Source organism: Streptomyces sp. BB1-1-1 (assembly GCF_031597775.1).
Lineage (GTDB): Bacteria > Actinomycetota > Actinomycetes > Streptomycetales > Streptomycetaceae > Streptomyces > Streptomyces thinghirensis.
This window is the reverse complement of sequence record NZ_CP134203.1, coordinates 2,038,867-2,053,589: the sequence shown is the minus strand read 5'-3', so window position 1 is coordinate 2,053,589 and position 14,723 is coordinate 2,038,867. Positions and strand designations below refer to the sequence as shown.

Annotated in this window: 14 protein-coding genes and 1 pseudogene; 6 read left to right on the top strand and 9 right to left on the bottom strand. The window is 68.2% G+C overall.

The genetic code is table 11. The features are described from left to right. Positions 1-806: 806 nt before the first annotated feature. The 4 genes from RI578_RS09450 to RI578_RS09435 are packed head-to-tail and all read left to right on the top strand — an operon-like array spanning position 807 to position 4,464. Positions 807-1,277, top strand: a complete 471-nt coding sequence (locus RI578_RS09450) for an XRE family transcriptional regulator (RefSeq protein ID WP_310870686.1) — start codon at positions 807-809, stop codon at positions 1,275-1,277. 36 nt (positions 1,278-1,313) lie between these two features. After that, positions 1,314-1,826: a hypothetical protein gene (locus RI578_RS09445; protein WP_310870685.1), complete on the top strand. Its 513-nt coding sequence runs from the start codon at positions 1,314-1,316 to the stop codon at positions 1,824-1,826. After that, positions 1,823-3,031 (top strand): MAB_1171c family putative transporter, encoded by a 1,209-nt coding sequence (locus tag RI578_RS09440; RefSeq protein WP_310870684.1) that lies wholly within the window; start codon positions 1,823-1,825, stop codon positions 3,029-3,031. The genes RI578_RS09445 and RI578_RS09440 overlap by 4 nt, the downstream gene beginning before the upstream one ends. Continuing rightward, positions 3,028-4,464, top strand: coding sequence for an amidase family protein (locus RI578_RS09435; RefSeq protein WP_310870683.1), 1,437 nt, complete (start codon positions 3,028-3,030; stop codon positions 4,462-4,464). The genes RI578_RS09440 and RI578_RS09435 overlap by 4 nt, the downstream gene beginning before the upstream one ends. 169 nt (positions 4,465-4,633) lie before the next feature. Here RI578_RS09435 and RI578_RS09430 read toward each other — a convergent pair whose 3' ends face one another. The 6 genes from RI578_RS09430 to RI578_RS09405 form a co-directional block, all read right to left on the bottom strand. Continuing rightward, entirely contained in the window at positions 4,634-5,725 is a 1,092-nt protein-coding gene (locus RI578_RS09430; RefSeq protein ID WP_310870682.1) for an NUDIX domain-containing protein, read from the bottom strand. Between the two features lie 126 nt (positions 5,726-5,851). Further along, the gene (locus RI578_RS09425; protein ID WP_399059772.1) at positions 5,852-7,114 is read right to left on the bottom strand and encodes a M15 family metallopeptidase; all 1,263 of its coding nucleotides are present in this window, start codon (positions 7,112-7,114) and stop codon (positions 5,852-5,854) included. Next, positions 7,111-8,586 carry an NUDIX domain-containing protein gene (locus RI578_RS09420; protein WP_310870681.1) on the bottom strand — a complete coding sequence of 492 codons (1,476 nt, stop codon included), beginning with the start codon at positions 8,584-8,586 and terminating at the stop codon, positions 7,111-7,113. The genes RI578_RS09425 and RI578_RS09420 overlap by 4 nt, the downstream gene beginning before the upstream one ends. Positions 8,587-8,643: 57 nt before the next feature. Beyond that, positions 8,644-9,111 carry an NUDIX domain-containing protein gene (locus RI578_RS09415; RefSeq protein ID WP_310870680.1) on the bottom strand — a complete coding sequence of 156 codons (468 nt, stop codon included), beginning with the start codon at positions 9,109-9,111 and terminating at the stop codon, positions 8,644-8,646. Between the two features lie 368 nt (positions 9,112-9,479). Next, positions 9,480-10,673, bottom strand: coding sequence for an alcohol dehydrogenase catalytic domain-containing protein (locus RI578_RS09410; RefSeq protein ID WP_007389162.1), 1,194 nt, complete (start codon positions 10,671-10,673; stop codon positions 9,480-9,482). 190 nt (positions 10,674-10,863) lie between these two features. After that, positions 10,864-11,421: a type 1 glutamine amidotransferase domain-containing protein gene (locus RI578_RS09405; protein WP_007389163.1), complete on the bottom strand. Its 558-nt coding sequence runs from the start codon at positions 11,419-11,421 to the stop codon at positions 10,864-10,866. A gap of 335 nt (positions 11,422-11,756) precedes the next feature. On the opposite strand from RI578_RS09405, the pseudogene RI578_RS09400 reads away from it, so the two are divergent. Beyond that, a pseudogene (locus RI578_RS09400) lies at positions 11,757-11,911 on the top strand (transposase); the annotation flags it as partial. Further along, complete coding sequence (locus tag RI578_RS09395) at positions 11,894-12,115, top strand: SpoIIE family protein phosphatase (RefSeq protein ID WP_344505454.1); 222 nt, start codon at positions 11,894-11,896, stop codon at positions 12,113-12,115. The pseudogene RI578_RS09400 and the gene RI578_RS09395, both read left to right, overlap by 18 nt. A 122-nt stretch (positions 12,116-12,237) precedes the next feature. Here RI578_RS09395 and RI578_RS09390 read toward each other — a convergent pair whose 3' ends face one another. The 3 genes from RI578_RS09390 to RI578_RS09380 all read right to left on the bottom strand — a co-directional run bounded on the left by RI578_RS09390 (position 12,238) and on the right by RI578_RS09380 (position 14,704). Beyond that, positions 12,238-12,546, bottom strand: a complete 309-nt coding sequence (locus RI578_RS09390) for a putative quinol monooxygenase (protein ID WP_007389165.1) — start codon at positions 12,544-12,546, stop codon at positions 12,238-12,240. Positions 12,547-12,759: 213 nt separating this feature from the next. Then, positions 12,760-13,041: an alcohol dehydrogenase catalytic domain-containing protein gene (locus RI578_RS09385; protein ID WP_078581501.1), complete on the bottom strand. Its 282-nt coding sequence runs from the start codon at positions 13,039-13,041 to the stop codon at positions 12,760-12,762. Positions 13,042-13,870: 829 nt separating this feature from the next. After that, on the bottom strand, positions 13,871-14,704 hold the full coding sequence (locus RI578_RS09380) for an aldo/keto reductase (RefSeq protein ID WP_007389168.1): 834 nt from the start codon (positions 14,702-14,704) through the stop codon (positions 13,871-13,873). Between the last annotated feature and the right edge of the window lie 19 nt (positions 14,705-14,723).

Sequence of the window (14,723 nt, the reverse complement as noted above, 5' to 3'; positions counted from 1 at the left end):
CCCGGCGGGGGACGACGAACATATGCAGGCTGTGGCGCAAGATCCAGACCTTGCTAAAGGACTCTCTACAAGTCGCGCGGGAGGGCGTCGGCACCTGCGCCTGCAGGTGGGGGTGCCGGGCCGGGAGGCGGGCAGCGCCATGATCGCCCCGACGGACTTGGAGATGATCACCGCAGCGCCCCCTCGCGTCTCATGCGACCACGGTTTGTTGGACCAATTAGCCAAGCCTCACCGGGGCGTCATCGGTTGGCCTTCGCCCGATTTGACGGGATAGATCGCTCTGGCGGCCGGCGGCTCGGGAGATGTCTTGGTGCATGCCCGGGTACATGCGCACGAACCCGCGACAACGCTCAGGCATGGTCGTTAACCCGTCCGCCGGTAGCAGAGAGTCACCGTGCGCTCGGTCGTCGGAGTCGCGTGTCGGGATCGGTGCGGACCGCCCCCCGGCGTCGAGGGGCACCGTTGCCGCGGTTGCCCCAAACGTCGAGAGCGTGCCATTGTGTCCGAATTGCAGCGGGTGTCTAATATTCCCCGCCACAGGAAGACGATGTGGATGAGGTGTTTCCACGTTCGCCTCCACGCTTTCCGGTCGAAGATCAAATACTGGTGCGCCAGGCGTGACTTATGTCGCTAGGGAAATGTGGCTCGCGCCACGTCGCCCGGTGCCTTCCTGCCGGTAGAAACGGGCAGGCCGACCCGAAATGGGCGGCGCGTGCCACGCGGAAACGTGCTGGCGAGGAAGAACTTTCCATACGCGGGATCGCGCCGTCAACTGGTGTTTATGGCGAGGTAGTGTGGTGGTTGAAGTGACGACGAAGTCCACCCGGAAAAGGATCATGGAAGAGTCGACCGAAGGTCAGGTCACCCCCCAGGGGCTCATGGACCGCCTAAACCGCCTGTTCGATACGGTGCACCCGCCCGATCGCGGTCCCTTTAGCAACGCCGAAGTGGCCGAGCTGATGGAGAAGCGAGGGCTGGGCAAGCTGTCCGCGCAGTACCTGTGGCTCCTGCGGACCGGGCAGCGCGATAACCCGACGAAGCGTCACCTTGAAGCGCTCGCAGGGTTTTTCGGGGTGGATCCCGCTTATTGGTTCGACGATGCCGTTGCCGAAAAGACAGTGCAGGAGCTGGAGTTGCTCGCCCTGCTTCGCGACGCGAAGATCAAGAACGTTCTTCTTCGCCTATCCGACGTCTCAGCGGACGGAAAGGACGCCGTCCTGGGGATCGTCGAGAGTGTACGAAAATCCGAGGGGTTGCCACCCTCAACTGGCGCGTAAGTCGGCCTTAGTGCAGCAAATGATCAAGGAAAAGTAATGTGGTCTGTACGCAGGCTGCGCCGGCCTGACCTCTTGGCCGAGCTGCGGCTCCCGCACGTCACCAATATCCGCGATCTCAGCGAAGAGGTCTCACGCCGCACGGGACGGAACGTGGTCCTAGAGCCCCGTGAGCAGGCACCCTCCGTGTGCGGGGCATGCGCCGTCACGGAGAGTGCCTTCTACGTGTACTACGACCCGCGGACCAGCTGTCTGCACCAGGACCACATCATCGCCCACGAGTTCAGCCACCTGCTGCTCGGCCATCACAAGAATCGCCCGGCCTCCGCGCTCTCCTCGACGATCTTCACCAGTGTCGGTTCGGCCACCGTGGAGATGATGTTGGGGCGTACGAAGTACGAGGAGGACGAGGAGCGGGACACCGAGCTCCTCGCCTCGCTGCTCCAGCGCCGGATCATTGACCGGTGGCTCCGCAGCGACGAGTCCTCCGGGGACGAAGTCCAGGATCGGGTCACGCACACACTCCTGCGCCGACGGGAGGCCCGGCCGTGAAGGACTTGCTCCATCCGATCAGCCTCGTTGTCGCCACGCTCGGCTTCCTCTGCCTCCTGCGGGACGTGCCGACCCGCCGCCGAGACCCCGCCTCCACCGCGCTGGCCGCTGTCTTCCTGCTGTCAGGGTTGTCGTTCCTGTTCTCCATCACCCCGATGTGGAACTACCTCGACCGCGTGCTCGGCACCGTCAACCTTTCCGTACCCCTCGCCCAAGGGTGCGTAGTCGCGCTCCTCGTCTGTCAGCAGGTGGTTCTCACGTACTGGGGGTCTCCGCCCGACGTCGCCCGCCGGCGCAGTCGCCGGTGGCTCGGGGCCGGCTTTGCCGTGATCGCCGGGCTGTTGGTGCTTTTCGCCCTGCTGACGCCCAGCGCGCCGCACCCCATCGACTTCACGCTCTACTACGCGCACGACGACTGGTACGCCGCGTACCTCACCTTGTACGTCACGGCCTACACCATCGGGGAACTGCTCCTCGCCCGCGCCTGCTGGCGTCTGGCCCGCCGCAGCAAACGTGGGTCCGTCCGGGTCGGCCTGCGCATCGTCGCCCTCGGCGCGACCGTCACCCTCGGATACAGCGCGGTCCGTATCGGCAACGTGATCGCCGGCGCTTTCGACACCTCCCTCGCAGAATGGGAGAGCTTCGCCTGGACCTGCGGCGATGTCGGCGCCATGCTCACGCTGATCGGCTGGCTCGTGCCCACCATCAGGGACCAGACCCAGAGCGTCCAGTACCGGATCAGGCAGTACCGCTGCTACTACGGCCTGCGCCCCCTGTGGCTGGCCTTCTACAGCGAAGCACCCGAGATCGAGCTGCCCATCGACCGAGTCGACCCAGCCCAGCGGCGCCGCTTCCGCCGCATCTCGATCCGGCTCTACCGCCGAGCCGTCGAGATCCGGGACGGCCGGTTCGTGATCCGCCGGTATCTCGATGCCGCAGTCCGCGAGGCAAGCGAAGCCCACCACCGGGCCCGAGGACTGCACGGCCAGGAGCTGTCCGCAGCCGTTACCGCCGACCAGATCCTCGCCGGAATCGCCGCCCGCGCCACCGACGCCCGCCCGGAGCCCGGCAAGCTCACCGAGTTCGCCGACGCCGAACGCCAGACCACGAGGCCCATGGACGACATCGACGCCCTCCTCGACGTCGCCCGCCACCTGCCCCGCCAGCCCGCACGAGCCCCCCACCTTGAGCGAGTCTCCGCATGACGAACGACCTCACCCGCCAGCCCGCGTACGCCCAGCTTCAAGCCCTGGACCGCGGCGAGATCTCCAGCCGCGAACTGCTTGACCTCCACCTTGCCCAGATAGACGCTAGCCAGATCAACGCCGTCGTCACCCGCGACGACAGCGCGGCCCGAGCCGCCGCGCACGCAGCCGACGAACGCCGCGCCCGCAACGAGAGCACCGGCCTCCTTGACGGCCTTCCCCTCACGATCAAGGACAGCTTCGAGACAGCCAGCCTGCGCACAACCAGCGGCGCCGAAGAACTCGCCGACCACGTCCCCGCACGCGACGCCGACGCGGTCGCCCGGCTCCGCCACCAAGGTGCCGTCATCATGGGCAAGACCAACACCCCGGCGTACTGCCAGGACCTGCACACCGAAAATGTCCTGTTCGGCCCTACGCTCAACCCGCACGACCTCAAGTACACCGTCGGCGGCTCCTCCGGCGGCCCCGCCGCCGCAGTCGCCGCCCACCTGACCCCCGCCGATCTCGGCAGCGACCTGGCCGGCTCCCTCCGACTCCCGGCCCACTACTGCGGCGTCTACGGCCTGCGCCCCACGCACGGACTCATCCCAGCCCGCGGTCACATCCCCCGCCCGCCGGGATGGATCACCAGCAGCGACATGGTCACCCCGGGCCCCCTGGCACGCCACCCCCACGACCTCGACCTGCTCCTCGACGCGCTGACAACACCGTCACCCGGCGAGAACAGCCCCTGGCTCGTGAAGCTGCCCATGGCGCGCTGCGCAGCCGGCCAGCTCCGCGTGGCGGTGTGGGCCGATGACACCAGCTGCCCCGTCGACCGTGAAACTGCCCATGCTCTCGCCACCGTCGAGAAGGCACTGGCCTCCGCCGGCACGAACGTCCGCCGCACCACGGGACCGGTCGGCTTCACCGACTCTCTCCGCCTTTTCGAGCAACTCCTCCACGCCACCACGACGGCCGCCACCGACGACAAAGCCGGCGCGGCCGAACTCGCGGCAGCGCGCGACCTGCACGAGGATGACGCGAGCCCGCGGGCCACCTTCCTCCGCCACCGAACGCAGACACACCGCGCCTGGCTCCGCACCAACGAAGAGCGCCTCCGGCTCCGGGAGGCGTGGCATCGATTCTTCGCCGATGCCGAGCACGATGTCCTCATGATCCCCGCTGCTCCCACTGCGGCGATCCCGGCCGGCTCCCGCGTTCTCACGGTTGACGGCAGCGAGCGGAGCTTCTTCGACCAGACCGGTTGGGCCAATCTCACCAGTCACGTCGGTCTGCCCAGCCTCGTCGTACCTGTTGCGCGAAACGTGGACGGCCTCCCGATCGGCGTGCAGCTCGTGGGACCGGCCTATTCGGACCTGACCCTGCTCGCCCTGGCCGAACACCTGGCGTCGCTTCTCGGAGGGGTGGCCGTGGGGGTCAGCCTTTGACACTGTTGGCCAGCGGCGCGCCGAGCCCTTGTGTCACGGTGGCAAGCAGCCGGAGGAATATGCGGTGCCGACCCGGCGACCACGGCCGCGCGGGAGGAACTCAAGGGCTCTTCGTCCGCTGGCTCGCTGCTGCGCAGAACAGGCTGCGGCTCAAATCCATCCCCCTCGTTCAGGCGGTCGGGTACCAGCTCGATCTGTTCGATCTCGATCGGGTCGTGCTGCTCGGCGGTGCGGTACATCGGCTGCCTCCTGGGTCTGGGGTGGGGCCGTGACCGGATGGGGGATTAGTCGTACAGGCGTCCCAGCAGGGCACCCTGGCCGGACTGCAGAACGTGGGCGGCCTCCAGCGGGATCCAGAACAGGTGTGCGTGGTCAGGAAGGTGGGGCCGTCACCGCGCCTTGCTCGCTCGATGGCGTCGAGACGGGCGAAAGCGAGCGGTGTCATCAGCTCCTGCCAGGTCGCGAGGTCGTGGACGGCCCACATGTCGTGCTCGGCGGGGTCGAGGCGGATCCGGCCGAGCTGCTCGGCGGTCAGCCGACCTCCGTCGAAGATGAGCCCGATCTTGTTCAACGGCAGGCGTGAACCGGCGTGCATGAAGTGCGTGAGAAGCAGCTTCGGCGCGTCCAGACCGAGTTCAAGGCCCGTCTCCTCGACCGCCTCGCGCTGAGCGGTCTGCAGCGGGTCCTCGTCCGGGGTGTCCAAGTTGCCGCCGGGAAACTGCCAGAGTCTCGAGCCGTAGACCGAGCGGAGCTGGATGGGCCGGTCGTGCGCGTCGCGGATGTACAGGCAGCCGTACACCGTATGGTGGGGGGCGGTTTGCGCGTACTGCTCGGCTGTCATCGGCATCGGGCGGCCGGGCCGGGCGGGGCGGTGGTCGAAGGCAAGGGCAAGCACGCCGAGGGCTTCCTCGTCCGGTGGGTAGATGCCGCGGAGGTTGGCGAGCAGCTCTCCGGGCGGCTCGTCCGGGTCGATGCGAGCGCTGTCCTCCGAGCGGAGCAGGTCCTCGAAGGAGGAGTACGGGGTGATCCGCTGCACGATGACGTCGAATTCCCGCCCGGTGTCCCGGTCGTGGAAGACGACCGTGTCGCCGACCTCGATGTCGCGCTTGTTCGGAGCGGCCACTCTCACTTCGGTCGTCTTACGACCGGCTTCCACGTGGCGGTAGTACCGCCCGAGCAGGTGCATGTGATGCTCGGGCGGTACGTTGCCGGCCGACGGGCTCGGGAGGGCCCGGATCGTCTGCTGGGTGTCGTCGGACATACGTACCTCCGTTCGGTGCTGTTCGTCCGTCGCGGTCGTGCGGACTGGTCGTGGAACGGTGGCCGCGCACTCCTGTGTCTGCGGATCGGAGTGGGTGGCGGGGAAGCGAACGAGTCCGCCGGGGTGCTAGGGCAGTTCGATCGGTCCGTAGCGCGCGTGCGGCTCCTGGCGCATCAGCGCGTCGTACCGGTCCGCTGCCGAGAAGTGCCAGAACTCGGTTCCATAGTTCGTAAAGCCCGCGCTCTCCATGGCGTTGAGCAGCAGCATGCGGTGGTGGCGCGCCTGGTCGCTGAGGTTCAAGGCGTGCGTGAAACAGGCCCCGTTGCTCTCCTCGGGGGAGGCGTTGACGCGGGTGCCGAGGTCGAGTTCGTGGCCGTCCTGGTCGACGAGGGTCACGTCCACGGCCGCGCCTGCGGAGTGCGGCGCGATCTCTGGCGGAGACACGTACCGGCTGGCGGCCTGGTGCAGCTGCTCAGGTGCCCAGTCGGGATGGGCGGCGGCCAGCTCGTCGCGGTACTCGGTGAAGTAGCGCTGTTGGAGGGCCAGTGGTCGGTAGCCCTCGATGAACAGCAGGTCGGTGCCGGCGGGCAGGAGCGAGCGGGCGTGCTTCAGCCGGGTGAGGATGCCTTCACGGACGTGGGCGAATGCGCCCAGCGGATCGTGCTTGCGGGGGTCGACGCGGAAGTCGTGGTTGCGTACGTTGACGAGCGGCTCTCCGCACTCGCGCACCGGGATCGCCGCGACCTGCGGATCAGACATCAGCACCAGAGGGTTCATGGGGTCTCCCCGTGACGGCTTGCACTGCGGTGGCGGGGCGGCGGGGGGCAGATCGGTATCGCGCACGATCCGGGCGACGGTGTCCTGCAGCGTGCTGTCGGCCGGGATCACGGTCTCCAGCCCGCCGGGCAGCAGATCCAGTTCCCGGTACCACGAGGTGAGGTGGGTGTCGGTGACTTGCTCCAGGTATGCGGCGTCCGCCTTCGATGCATGCCGGGCCAACGTCGTCTCCAGCGGCACGTCCAGGTAGTAGCAGGCCGAGACGCCGCGGTGGTCCCGTACCAGCGACGTGATCATGTGTCTGTAGCGGTCGGCGTACAGGATCCCTTCGAGTACGACGTGGAAGCCGGCGTCCAGGGCGTGCCGGGCGATCCTGCCGAGAAGGGTGATGTTGGCGCCGCCCGTGGTGTCGTGCTCGCGCAGCACGTTCCGGCGGATCACGTCCTGGCCCACGATTGCGACACCCCGGCCGTAGTGATCTCGCAGGCCCTGGGCCACACTCGACTTGCCCGACGCCGAGTTCCCGCGAATCACCACGAGGCGGGTGTCCGGGCGCCCGGCCGCTGTCGCAGCGGGCACGCGACTGGGTGCGCTGGTGGGGGAGCCGGTCATGCGGGCCAGCCCGTCTCGCTGTACAGCTCACCGCTCTGGATCTTCGCGATAGCCAGTCGGGTATAGGGGACGAGGTCATCGGGGAGGGCAGCTGGGTCCCAGAATTTCCACTGCAGGCACTTGTCCGGCTCGCGCAGCTTCGGTTCCCCGCGCCAGGTACGGGCGCGGAAGAACAGGCCCATGCGGGGTGGGTTCCTGGGCTTGCCAATGTGGTGGATGACGTGGACGAGTTCGACGTCCTGGCGCTCGATGTGCAGGCCGGCCTCCTCCCGGGCCTCCCTGATGAGGCAGGCGATGGCGTTCTCCTGCTCGCAGTGGCCCGCCAGGGCGTGCCAGGTGGACGGCGCGAACGCGGAGTTGGGGTGGCGCAGTCCGAGCAGCACCGTCCCGTCGGGCCGTTCCAGGTAGAGGTGGACGCCGATGATGTTGGGGACCGTGCCGTGTGGCGAAGCCAGACGTTTCTCCTCGGGTTCTGGCCCGCTCTGCGTCGCTGGATTGCGGGCGGCGTGGCGCCGAACGAGGTCGCTGGTGGTGTCCGCGATGCGCAGGCGGTGGAGGTCCGAGGGGGCGAACCAGGCGAGCATTACCCCTTCGGTCAAGTGGAGTTCGCGCGGATCACCGTCCCAGCGGCCTGCATAGATGGCGATGGGCACGGTCGCGCCGGCGTCGTCGGTGGCGTACTCAGTGCCGAACGGGGTCAGGTCGGTGAAGTCGAGGCCGGCTTCCTCGGCCAGTTCGCGCCGGACGGTGTGCTCCAGGGTGGCGTCCTGGGGCTCTCGGCCGCCGCCCAGAAGGGACCACATGCCCGGCTCCCAGATCTGGCCGGGGAAGTAGTCGCGCAGGTGCAGCAGGTATTCGCCGCGGTCGTTGTGGATCAGGGCCGAGGCGTTGGCCGTCTCCGGTTCGACCTGGAGCGGGAGCTTGAGCAGCTTCTCGCGCAGAGTCGGTGGGGTCACCCGGTCCACGGGGCGCCACTCGATGCCGACGACTTCGTCCTCCTGAAGCACGACCGGCACCTCGGTCGAGGTATGCAGCCGGAAGAGGAAGCGGAGGTCGAAGTGCTGGTGCCCCGGTTCGCCCTTGCCCGGGTGGGCGTCGATGTCGTGGATGTCGATGTCCAGCGGCACGGTCTCGTAGCCGGGCCACGCCGTGACGGCTCGGGGCGGGATCCCGGTCTCCTCGTGCAGCTCCCGCAGGGCCACCGCTGCCAGGGAGTCGTCGGTGGGCTCGGTGTGTCCGCCGGGGGCGAGTACCTTCCCGCTGGCCAAGTGCAGCACGTGCAGGACGCGGCCGAGCTGGTCGACGACGATCGAGCTGCAGGTGACGTGCCCGGTGAAGGTCGAGCGGTTGGCGATGTCCTCGCCCGTCCGGTCGAGGGCGTCCAGGAGGACGCCGAGCTGCTCGCGCTCGTGAGTGTGGCGAGCGAGGTAGGCATCAACGGTGGTGCGGATGTGGTGGTGCGACAACGACATGGGGCAACCTCAGAGGGGGCGTGAGCGGGGCGAGTCGAGGCGGGGCGGTCGGTGGGGTCAGCTCAGTCGCATCCCCTCCGCAGGGATCTCCTCGATAGCGGCGCGGGCTGCGGCGGGTAGGCCCCACCGCTCTCGTGCCGTGTCCACGGCGAGTTGGGCTTGCCGTGCTCCGGGCGGGCCCCAGCCCAGCAGGGCGGCTGCCTGGGCGGGGGTGGCGAGCAGGCGGGCGAAGGGGTGGCCGGTGGCGGGGTCGACGGCCGTCGGCCCAATGGCGGTGACCCGGGTGGCCAGGCGGAGCCGGGCGTTGGGCCCCACGCCGCCGTAGACCTCGCCGGTCTCATCCAGCACCCAGCCCAGTCGGACCGGGTCGGTCAGGGTGAGCTGGGCTTCCTCGGCGGCTTCGCGGTGCAGGGTGTCCTCGGGCGTCGCGTCGGTGCTCTCCACGGTGCCGCCGGGCGAAGCGAGCGGGTTCGTCGCGAACTGAAGCTGGAATCCGCGGAACCCACGCGTGAGTGGCCGCTCCATGAGAAAGAGTATGGCGGGTCGCACTGCTCGCCGTGGCTGGGCTCCGGCGCCACGGTCTCCGGCCACACCGAGTCGGGCGGACTTCTCTACGGCAGGGGAGAGCCGGAGGTTCAGCTGTCCACCGAGCGGTACCTGCGGACCACCACCCTGCAGCCGCGTCGGTGCCTGCGGCGCCACCCGCTGCCACCCAGAGCCATTGGCCGTGCTCTTCTCTTGACCGCTTCGTGGCGAGCCCGAGGCTCACGGAGTGCTGTCCCAGCGTACGCAGCAGGGATGTTCCGAGGTCCTTTCGCGACTGTGCGTCGGCAAGGCAGGGGTCCGGCCCGCAGCCTCCCCGAACGGGGACTGCGAGCCGGGGAAGGCGGACCTCAGGCGGGAATGAGGCCGTGGGGGTCGATGATGAACTTTTCGGATACTCCCGTGTCGAAGGTCGCGTAGGCGTCGGGGGCGTCGTCGAGGCTGATCACCTTCGTGTTGAGCATGGCGCTCAGGTAGGGCAGGCGGTCCCACAGGATCGCCATCATCAGCTCGCGGTTGTAGTGCATGATCGGTGCCTGCCCGGCGGTGATCCGCGGCGACTTGATCCAAGCCTTGCCGAAGTCGAGCGGGTACGTTCCCTCCTGCTCAGCCTTCGACTTCGCGAGCGGGTCGGCGCCGTAGACACCGATGACTCCGGTGGCCCCGCCCGCGCGGGTGGCGTCGAGCACCTGGTTGAGGGCGTAGGCCGGGTCCATGTCCTCGGCCTCACGCCCGATGCCGTGTGCCTCAGAGCCGACGTAGTCAACTGCGCAGTCGACCATGGGTTCGCCCAGGATGGCCTCGATCTGGTCGGTGAGCGCCGCTTCCTGGCTCAGGTCGATCGTCTCGCAGCCGTTCTTCTTCACCAGCTCCAGCCGGTCCTTGTGGTAGTCGCCGACGATGATGCAGGACGCCCCGAGCAGGCGCGCCGCAGCGGCGCCGCAGCGGCCGACGGGGCCGGCGCCCGCGATGTACACGGTCGAGCCCGGCTTGGCACCGGCCTCCATGAGACCGTGGAACGCGGTGGGCAGGATGTCCGAGAGCAGCGCCAGGTCACGGATCTTCGCCATGGCCTGGTCCTTGTCCGGGAAACGCAGGAGCTGGAAGTCGGCGTACGGGACGAACAGGTACTCGGCCTGGCCGCCGGTCCAGTCCCCCAGGTTGAAGCCGTACGCTCCGCAGGACACCTTGGGATTCACGGTCTCGCAGACTTCGGTCCGGCGCGCCCTGCAGTTGCGGCATCGGCCGCAGGCGACGTTGAACGGGACGGAGACGAGGTCGCCCTCACTGAGGAACTCGACGTCGGGGCCGATCTCGATGACCTCACCGGTCATCTCGTGCCCCATCACCATGCCCTGGGGCACGGGGAAGGACCCGCGGTAGATGTGCAGGTCGCTCCCGCAGATGTTGGTGGCGACGATCCTGAGGATGACTCCGTGCGGGGCCTTCTTCCCGTTCGGCATCTGAAGCTTCGGGAAGTCGAGCGACTCGACGCGCATGTCTTTCGGGTTCTGAAAGGTGATAGCGCGGTTGCTGCTTGCCATGACGATCTCCTCTGCTGATTCACGGTGACTCGGCCGAGTGAGTGTCGGCGGTCATTTGGGCGACTTCGCGACGTCGGCTTTCCTAAACGTAGGGCTACACCCGAGGTATGCAGGCCAGCGCCACACCCTCTTGCTTGCCATCGCACTAACGCTGCGTGCCACGCGCCCGGTCAAGCGCGTCTTCTGCCGATCAGGCGGGTTGCGGTGCGTTGGCGAAGTGTTCGATGATCGCCGCGCAGAAGGCGGGGAGGTCCTGCGGGCCGCGGCTGGAGATCAGCTGGCGGTCGATCACGACCTCCTCGTCGACGACCTCGGCGCCGGCGTTGCGCAGGTCAGTACGAATGCTGGGCCAGGAGGTGAGGCGGCGACCGTGCAGCACGTCAGCCTCTGCCAGGGTCCAGGGTCCGTGGCAGATGGTGGCAACGGGTTTGCCGGTCTCCACGAACTCCCTCACGAAGGCGACGGCGTCGGGGTCGGTTCGCAGTTGATCGGGGTTCATGGTGCCGCCGGGCAGCAGGAGCGCGTCGTAGTCGCTCACGCGTGCGTCGGCGACCTTCTTGTCCACGGTGAAGGTTCCGGCCGGGTTGATGTCCATCTGGCGCGCGTTGATTTCGCCGGTGTGGAGGGAGAGGAGTTCGGCCTGTGCTCCGGCGCCCAGCAGTGCGCCGAGAGGTTCTTCGAGCTCGACGCGCTCCACGCCGTCGGTGGCCAGGATGGCGACCTTCCTGCCGTGCAGTTCGTTGGTCATGGTGCTGTTCCTTCCGGTGATCGGCGGAGGACCGGTTCGGGTCCGTGCCCTCCGCTCAGCTGCCGTCGGGGAGGAGGACCTTGGTCCTTGCCCTGCTCGATCAGCCTGGTTGGCCTGGCCCGTCCCCATGTCTGGTGGGCACGTCACCCACGAAACGACCTCACCACTCCCACTGTCCCACCCTCACAAGACACGTCAAAAGGTGCGAGTTGTCTCGCTTGGCCGGTGACGCGCCGGGAACCCGGCCTGCCCGGCCCACGACAAACCACGGCAGGAATCCGCAAGGGGACCGTCCGCGATCGGGCGGCCTCCGTCACATCGCTGGGGCGGCCGTCATGCGTCATCCTCGCTATCCGTCGGATACCACTGATGCCACTGGGCTCTGGCCGAACCGCTGCTGCCGCCGGCGGCCTGCGACACGGCTCGCGGTGGCCTGCCGGAGAAGCACTCCCGTCGCGAAATCGTCGACGCGATCCGATACGTCGTCGACGGCATCACTGAAGCCCGCTCCCGAACCGGCCAGGAATTCGGCCTCGACCGCTTCCTTGCCTCCCTCACCGGCCACCTCGATGAAGGCGTGCCCCTCCCCGAGACTCTGCGCCGCCTCATGCACAGCCACCACGGACACCTCTGCGACGACGCCACCACCGTCCTCCTCCAGTGGCACGGCCCCCAGCCCTTCGCCCCACCCTGAAGCCCTCGTCGGACTCCCCACATCCGGCACCGCCCCACCAGAACGTCAACCAAGCCCTGGCTCTCCACCAACTATCCGCGACAGCTACGGCTGACCACGCCGCCCCGCGGGCAGCACCTGCTCTAGGCGGGCGGCTTCTCCACGAGGACATCGATCTGCTCGATCGTGGGCTCCTCGAAGAGCTCACCCGTGTTCTCAGCGAGCGCTTGCGCGACCTCGCCCGACAGATGCGCCTGGCGTCCGTCGTCGTCGGGAAAGGCGTCGAAGATTCCGAACGACGAGGGTCCGAACTGGATTCCGAACCACCTGACGGTCTTGGGTTCCCCCTCGACGATCGACAGCCCCTGGTTCAAGAAGTCCTGGACGTCGTCCTCCCTGCCGGGCAGTGCTTCGAGGCGTACCAGAAGTGCTTTGCTGACCTGTGTTGCCATCTTGGGTCTCTCCTCTTCCTTTTCCTTGGTTCGCGTCGCCGCGATCATCAGAACGCCGCTATGGCCGCCTCGGCGACCGTCTGATCTTGCTCGCCGCTGCCCCCCATCACTCCTACCGAGCCCCAGGACCTGGCCGTCGTGGGGGAGCGGGATGCCACAAACGAAGATCATCATCAACGTCGGCCGAGGTGGCGGCACACCCGCGTTTGCCCGTCATGACGACTCCTCTGCTCTCCTACGCGGCTTTCGCACGACTCCTGTGCTCTCCTGCGCGGTGCGCGACGAGCCGACCTCGGCGATGTCGCCGAGGAACTCGTGACCGAGTACGTCACCGCGTTCCATGGCCGGCATGTAGCCGCCGATCAGGTGCAGGTCCGAGCCGCAGACCGAGCTCAGACGCACCTTGACGATCGCGTCCTGGCGGTTGATGATCTGCGGGTCAGGGACCCGCTCGACGGTCAGGTCGTTGACCCCGTTCCAGGTGAGTGCTCTCACAGCCTTCCCTCCCTCGCGTGCGCGCGCGGTGGCGGCAGAGATCAGCTTTCCGCCCGGACTCGAGCAGCGCACGGGAATCGCGCAGAGCACGGCGGACCGACCCGCGCGGGTCCTGGCCCTTGAGCCGGGCCGCGGCGCCTCCCGGTCCGAAGGGCACGGGTTCGCGCAGGCGGGCGGCGACTTCGGTGCCGCGGTCTCCGGGAGCCGGCCGCACCTGGACCTCGATCTTGTCGCCGAGCTTCGCGAGCGGCTCGGGGAGCCGTCCGTTCGCAGAGACTTCGTTCGGGGGACGGTTGATCGTCACCGTGTGCCAGCGATCGCTGTGCCCGCTGGCGGCCCCGCTCGACTCACCCTTCCACCGGCGGATCATCACCGCTGCCCCGCCGCCCACAGCCAGGCCGCACAACGTCAGTGCCTTGCCGTTCATCGCGTGCTCCTCTCCGGGGGCGAAGCCGGATAGCCGCCGTGGAAGTGTTCGAGCTATCTCCACCGTCACCTGGCTTCGCCTCACGTGCAAACGCAGTCCGCGGGTGACCCGCGTCCGATTCGTGGACCAGGCGGCGACTCTCTGGACTCCGCTCTAACGGCCGCGCCGACCCCGAACTTGACTTGACCAAGTTCTGTGGGTGTTCGGGGCCAGATGCGCGTCAGATCCTTCGGCTCGATCGTCCAGCCCTCCTCCAGCACCTGGCGGACGATCTCGGCGATGTCCAGGGCGTTGTGGAAAATGCCCGCGTTTTGCAGGAACAGTACGACGCCCTCTGCCGCCATCGGTGAGGTCGGGCCACCCGGCTCCTGGCGGAGCCCGGTCGGGCGCGCTGCAGGGGTGTCACAGCATCTCCAGCGGCCGTTTGCTCCCCGGCGGCGGGAACGCCCGGTCCAGGGTCGCGAGGTCCTCGGCGGTCAGGTCCACCTCCAGAGCCGCTCTGTTCTCCTCGACGTGCGCGCGGGAGGACGCCTTCGGGATCGCGATGACGTCCTCGTGCCGCAGGACCCAGGCCAGGGCGATCTGCGCGGGCGTCGCACCGTGGGCGGCTGCCACGTCCCGCAGCGCCGCGTGACCGAGCAGACGGCCCTGCTCGACCGGCGAGTACGCCATGACGGGGATCGACAGTTCACGGCACCTGGGCAGCAGACTGTACTCAGGCCCTCGACGGCTGAGGTTGTACAGCACCTGGTCGGTCTGCGGCCCGGCTCCGGGCGGCAGGTCCGCGAGATCATCCACGTCCAGGTTGCTCACCCCCCAGGAGCGGATGGCACCCTCCCGCACCAGGGACTCGAACGCCTCGACCGTCTCCTCCAGCGGCACGGCTCCACGCCAGTGCAGCAGGTACAGATCGATCCGGTCCGTGCGCAAACGACGCAGGCTCCCCCGGCATGCCTCGGCCACTCCACCGGCGTCCGCATGGGAGGGGAGCACCTTGCTGACCAGGAAAACCTCGTCCCGCCGTCCGCACACCGCCTCGGCCACCACTTCCTCAGCCGCGCCGTCCCCGTACATCTCCGCGGTGTCGACGAAGGTCATCCCCAGGTCCAGCCCGGAGCGCAGGGCCGACACCTCGGCCACGCGGCGCCCGGCATCCTCCCCCATCCCCCAGGTGCCCTGACCGAGCGCCGGGACCGCAACCCCGCAAGGAAGGACGACCGTCCGCGGATCCGCCATGGCTTCCTCCTAGGTGTAA

Coding starts and splice junctions, on each gene's coding strand:
- RI578_RS09445 (WP_310870685.1), top strand. CDS start 1,314: ATGTGGTCTGTACGCAGGCTGCGCCGGCCTGACCTCTTGGCCGAGCTG.
- RI578_RS09435 (WP_310870683.1), top strand. CDS start 3,028: ATGACGAACGACCTCACCCGCCAGCCCGCGTACGCCCAGCTTCAAGCC.
- RI578_RS09430 (WP_310870682.1), bottom strand. CDS start 5,725: ATGTCCGACGACACCCAGCAGACGATCCGGGCCCTCCCGAGCCCGTCG.
- RI578_RS09425 (WP_399059772.1), bottom strand. CDS start 7,114: ATGACCGGCTCCCCCACCAGCGCACCCAGTCGCGTGCCCGCTGCGACA.
- RI578_RS09420 (WP_310870681.1), bottom strand. CDS start 8,586: ATGTCGTTGTCGCACCACCACATCCGCACCACCGTTGATGCCTACCTC.
- RI578_RS09415 (WP_310870680.1), bottom strand. CDS start 9,111: ATGGAGCGGCCACTCACGCGTGGGTTCCGCGGATTCCAGCTTCAGTTC.
- RI578_RS09410 (WP_007389162.1), bottom strand. CDS start 10,673: ATGGCAAGCAGCAACCGCGCTATCACCTTTCAGAACCCGAAAGACATG.
- RI578_RS09405 (WP_007389163.1), bottom strand. CDS start 11,421: ATGACCAACGAACTGCACGGCAGGAAGGTCGCCATCCTGGCCACCGAC.
- RI578_RS09390 (WP_007389165.1), bottom strand. CDS start 12,546: ATGGCAACACAGGTCAGCAAAGCACTTCTGGTACGCCTCGAAGCACTG.
- RI578_RS09380 (WP_007389168.1), bottom strand. CDS start 14,704: ATGGCGGATCCGCGGACGGTCGTCCTTCCTTGCGGGGTTGCGGTCCCG.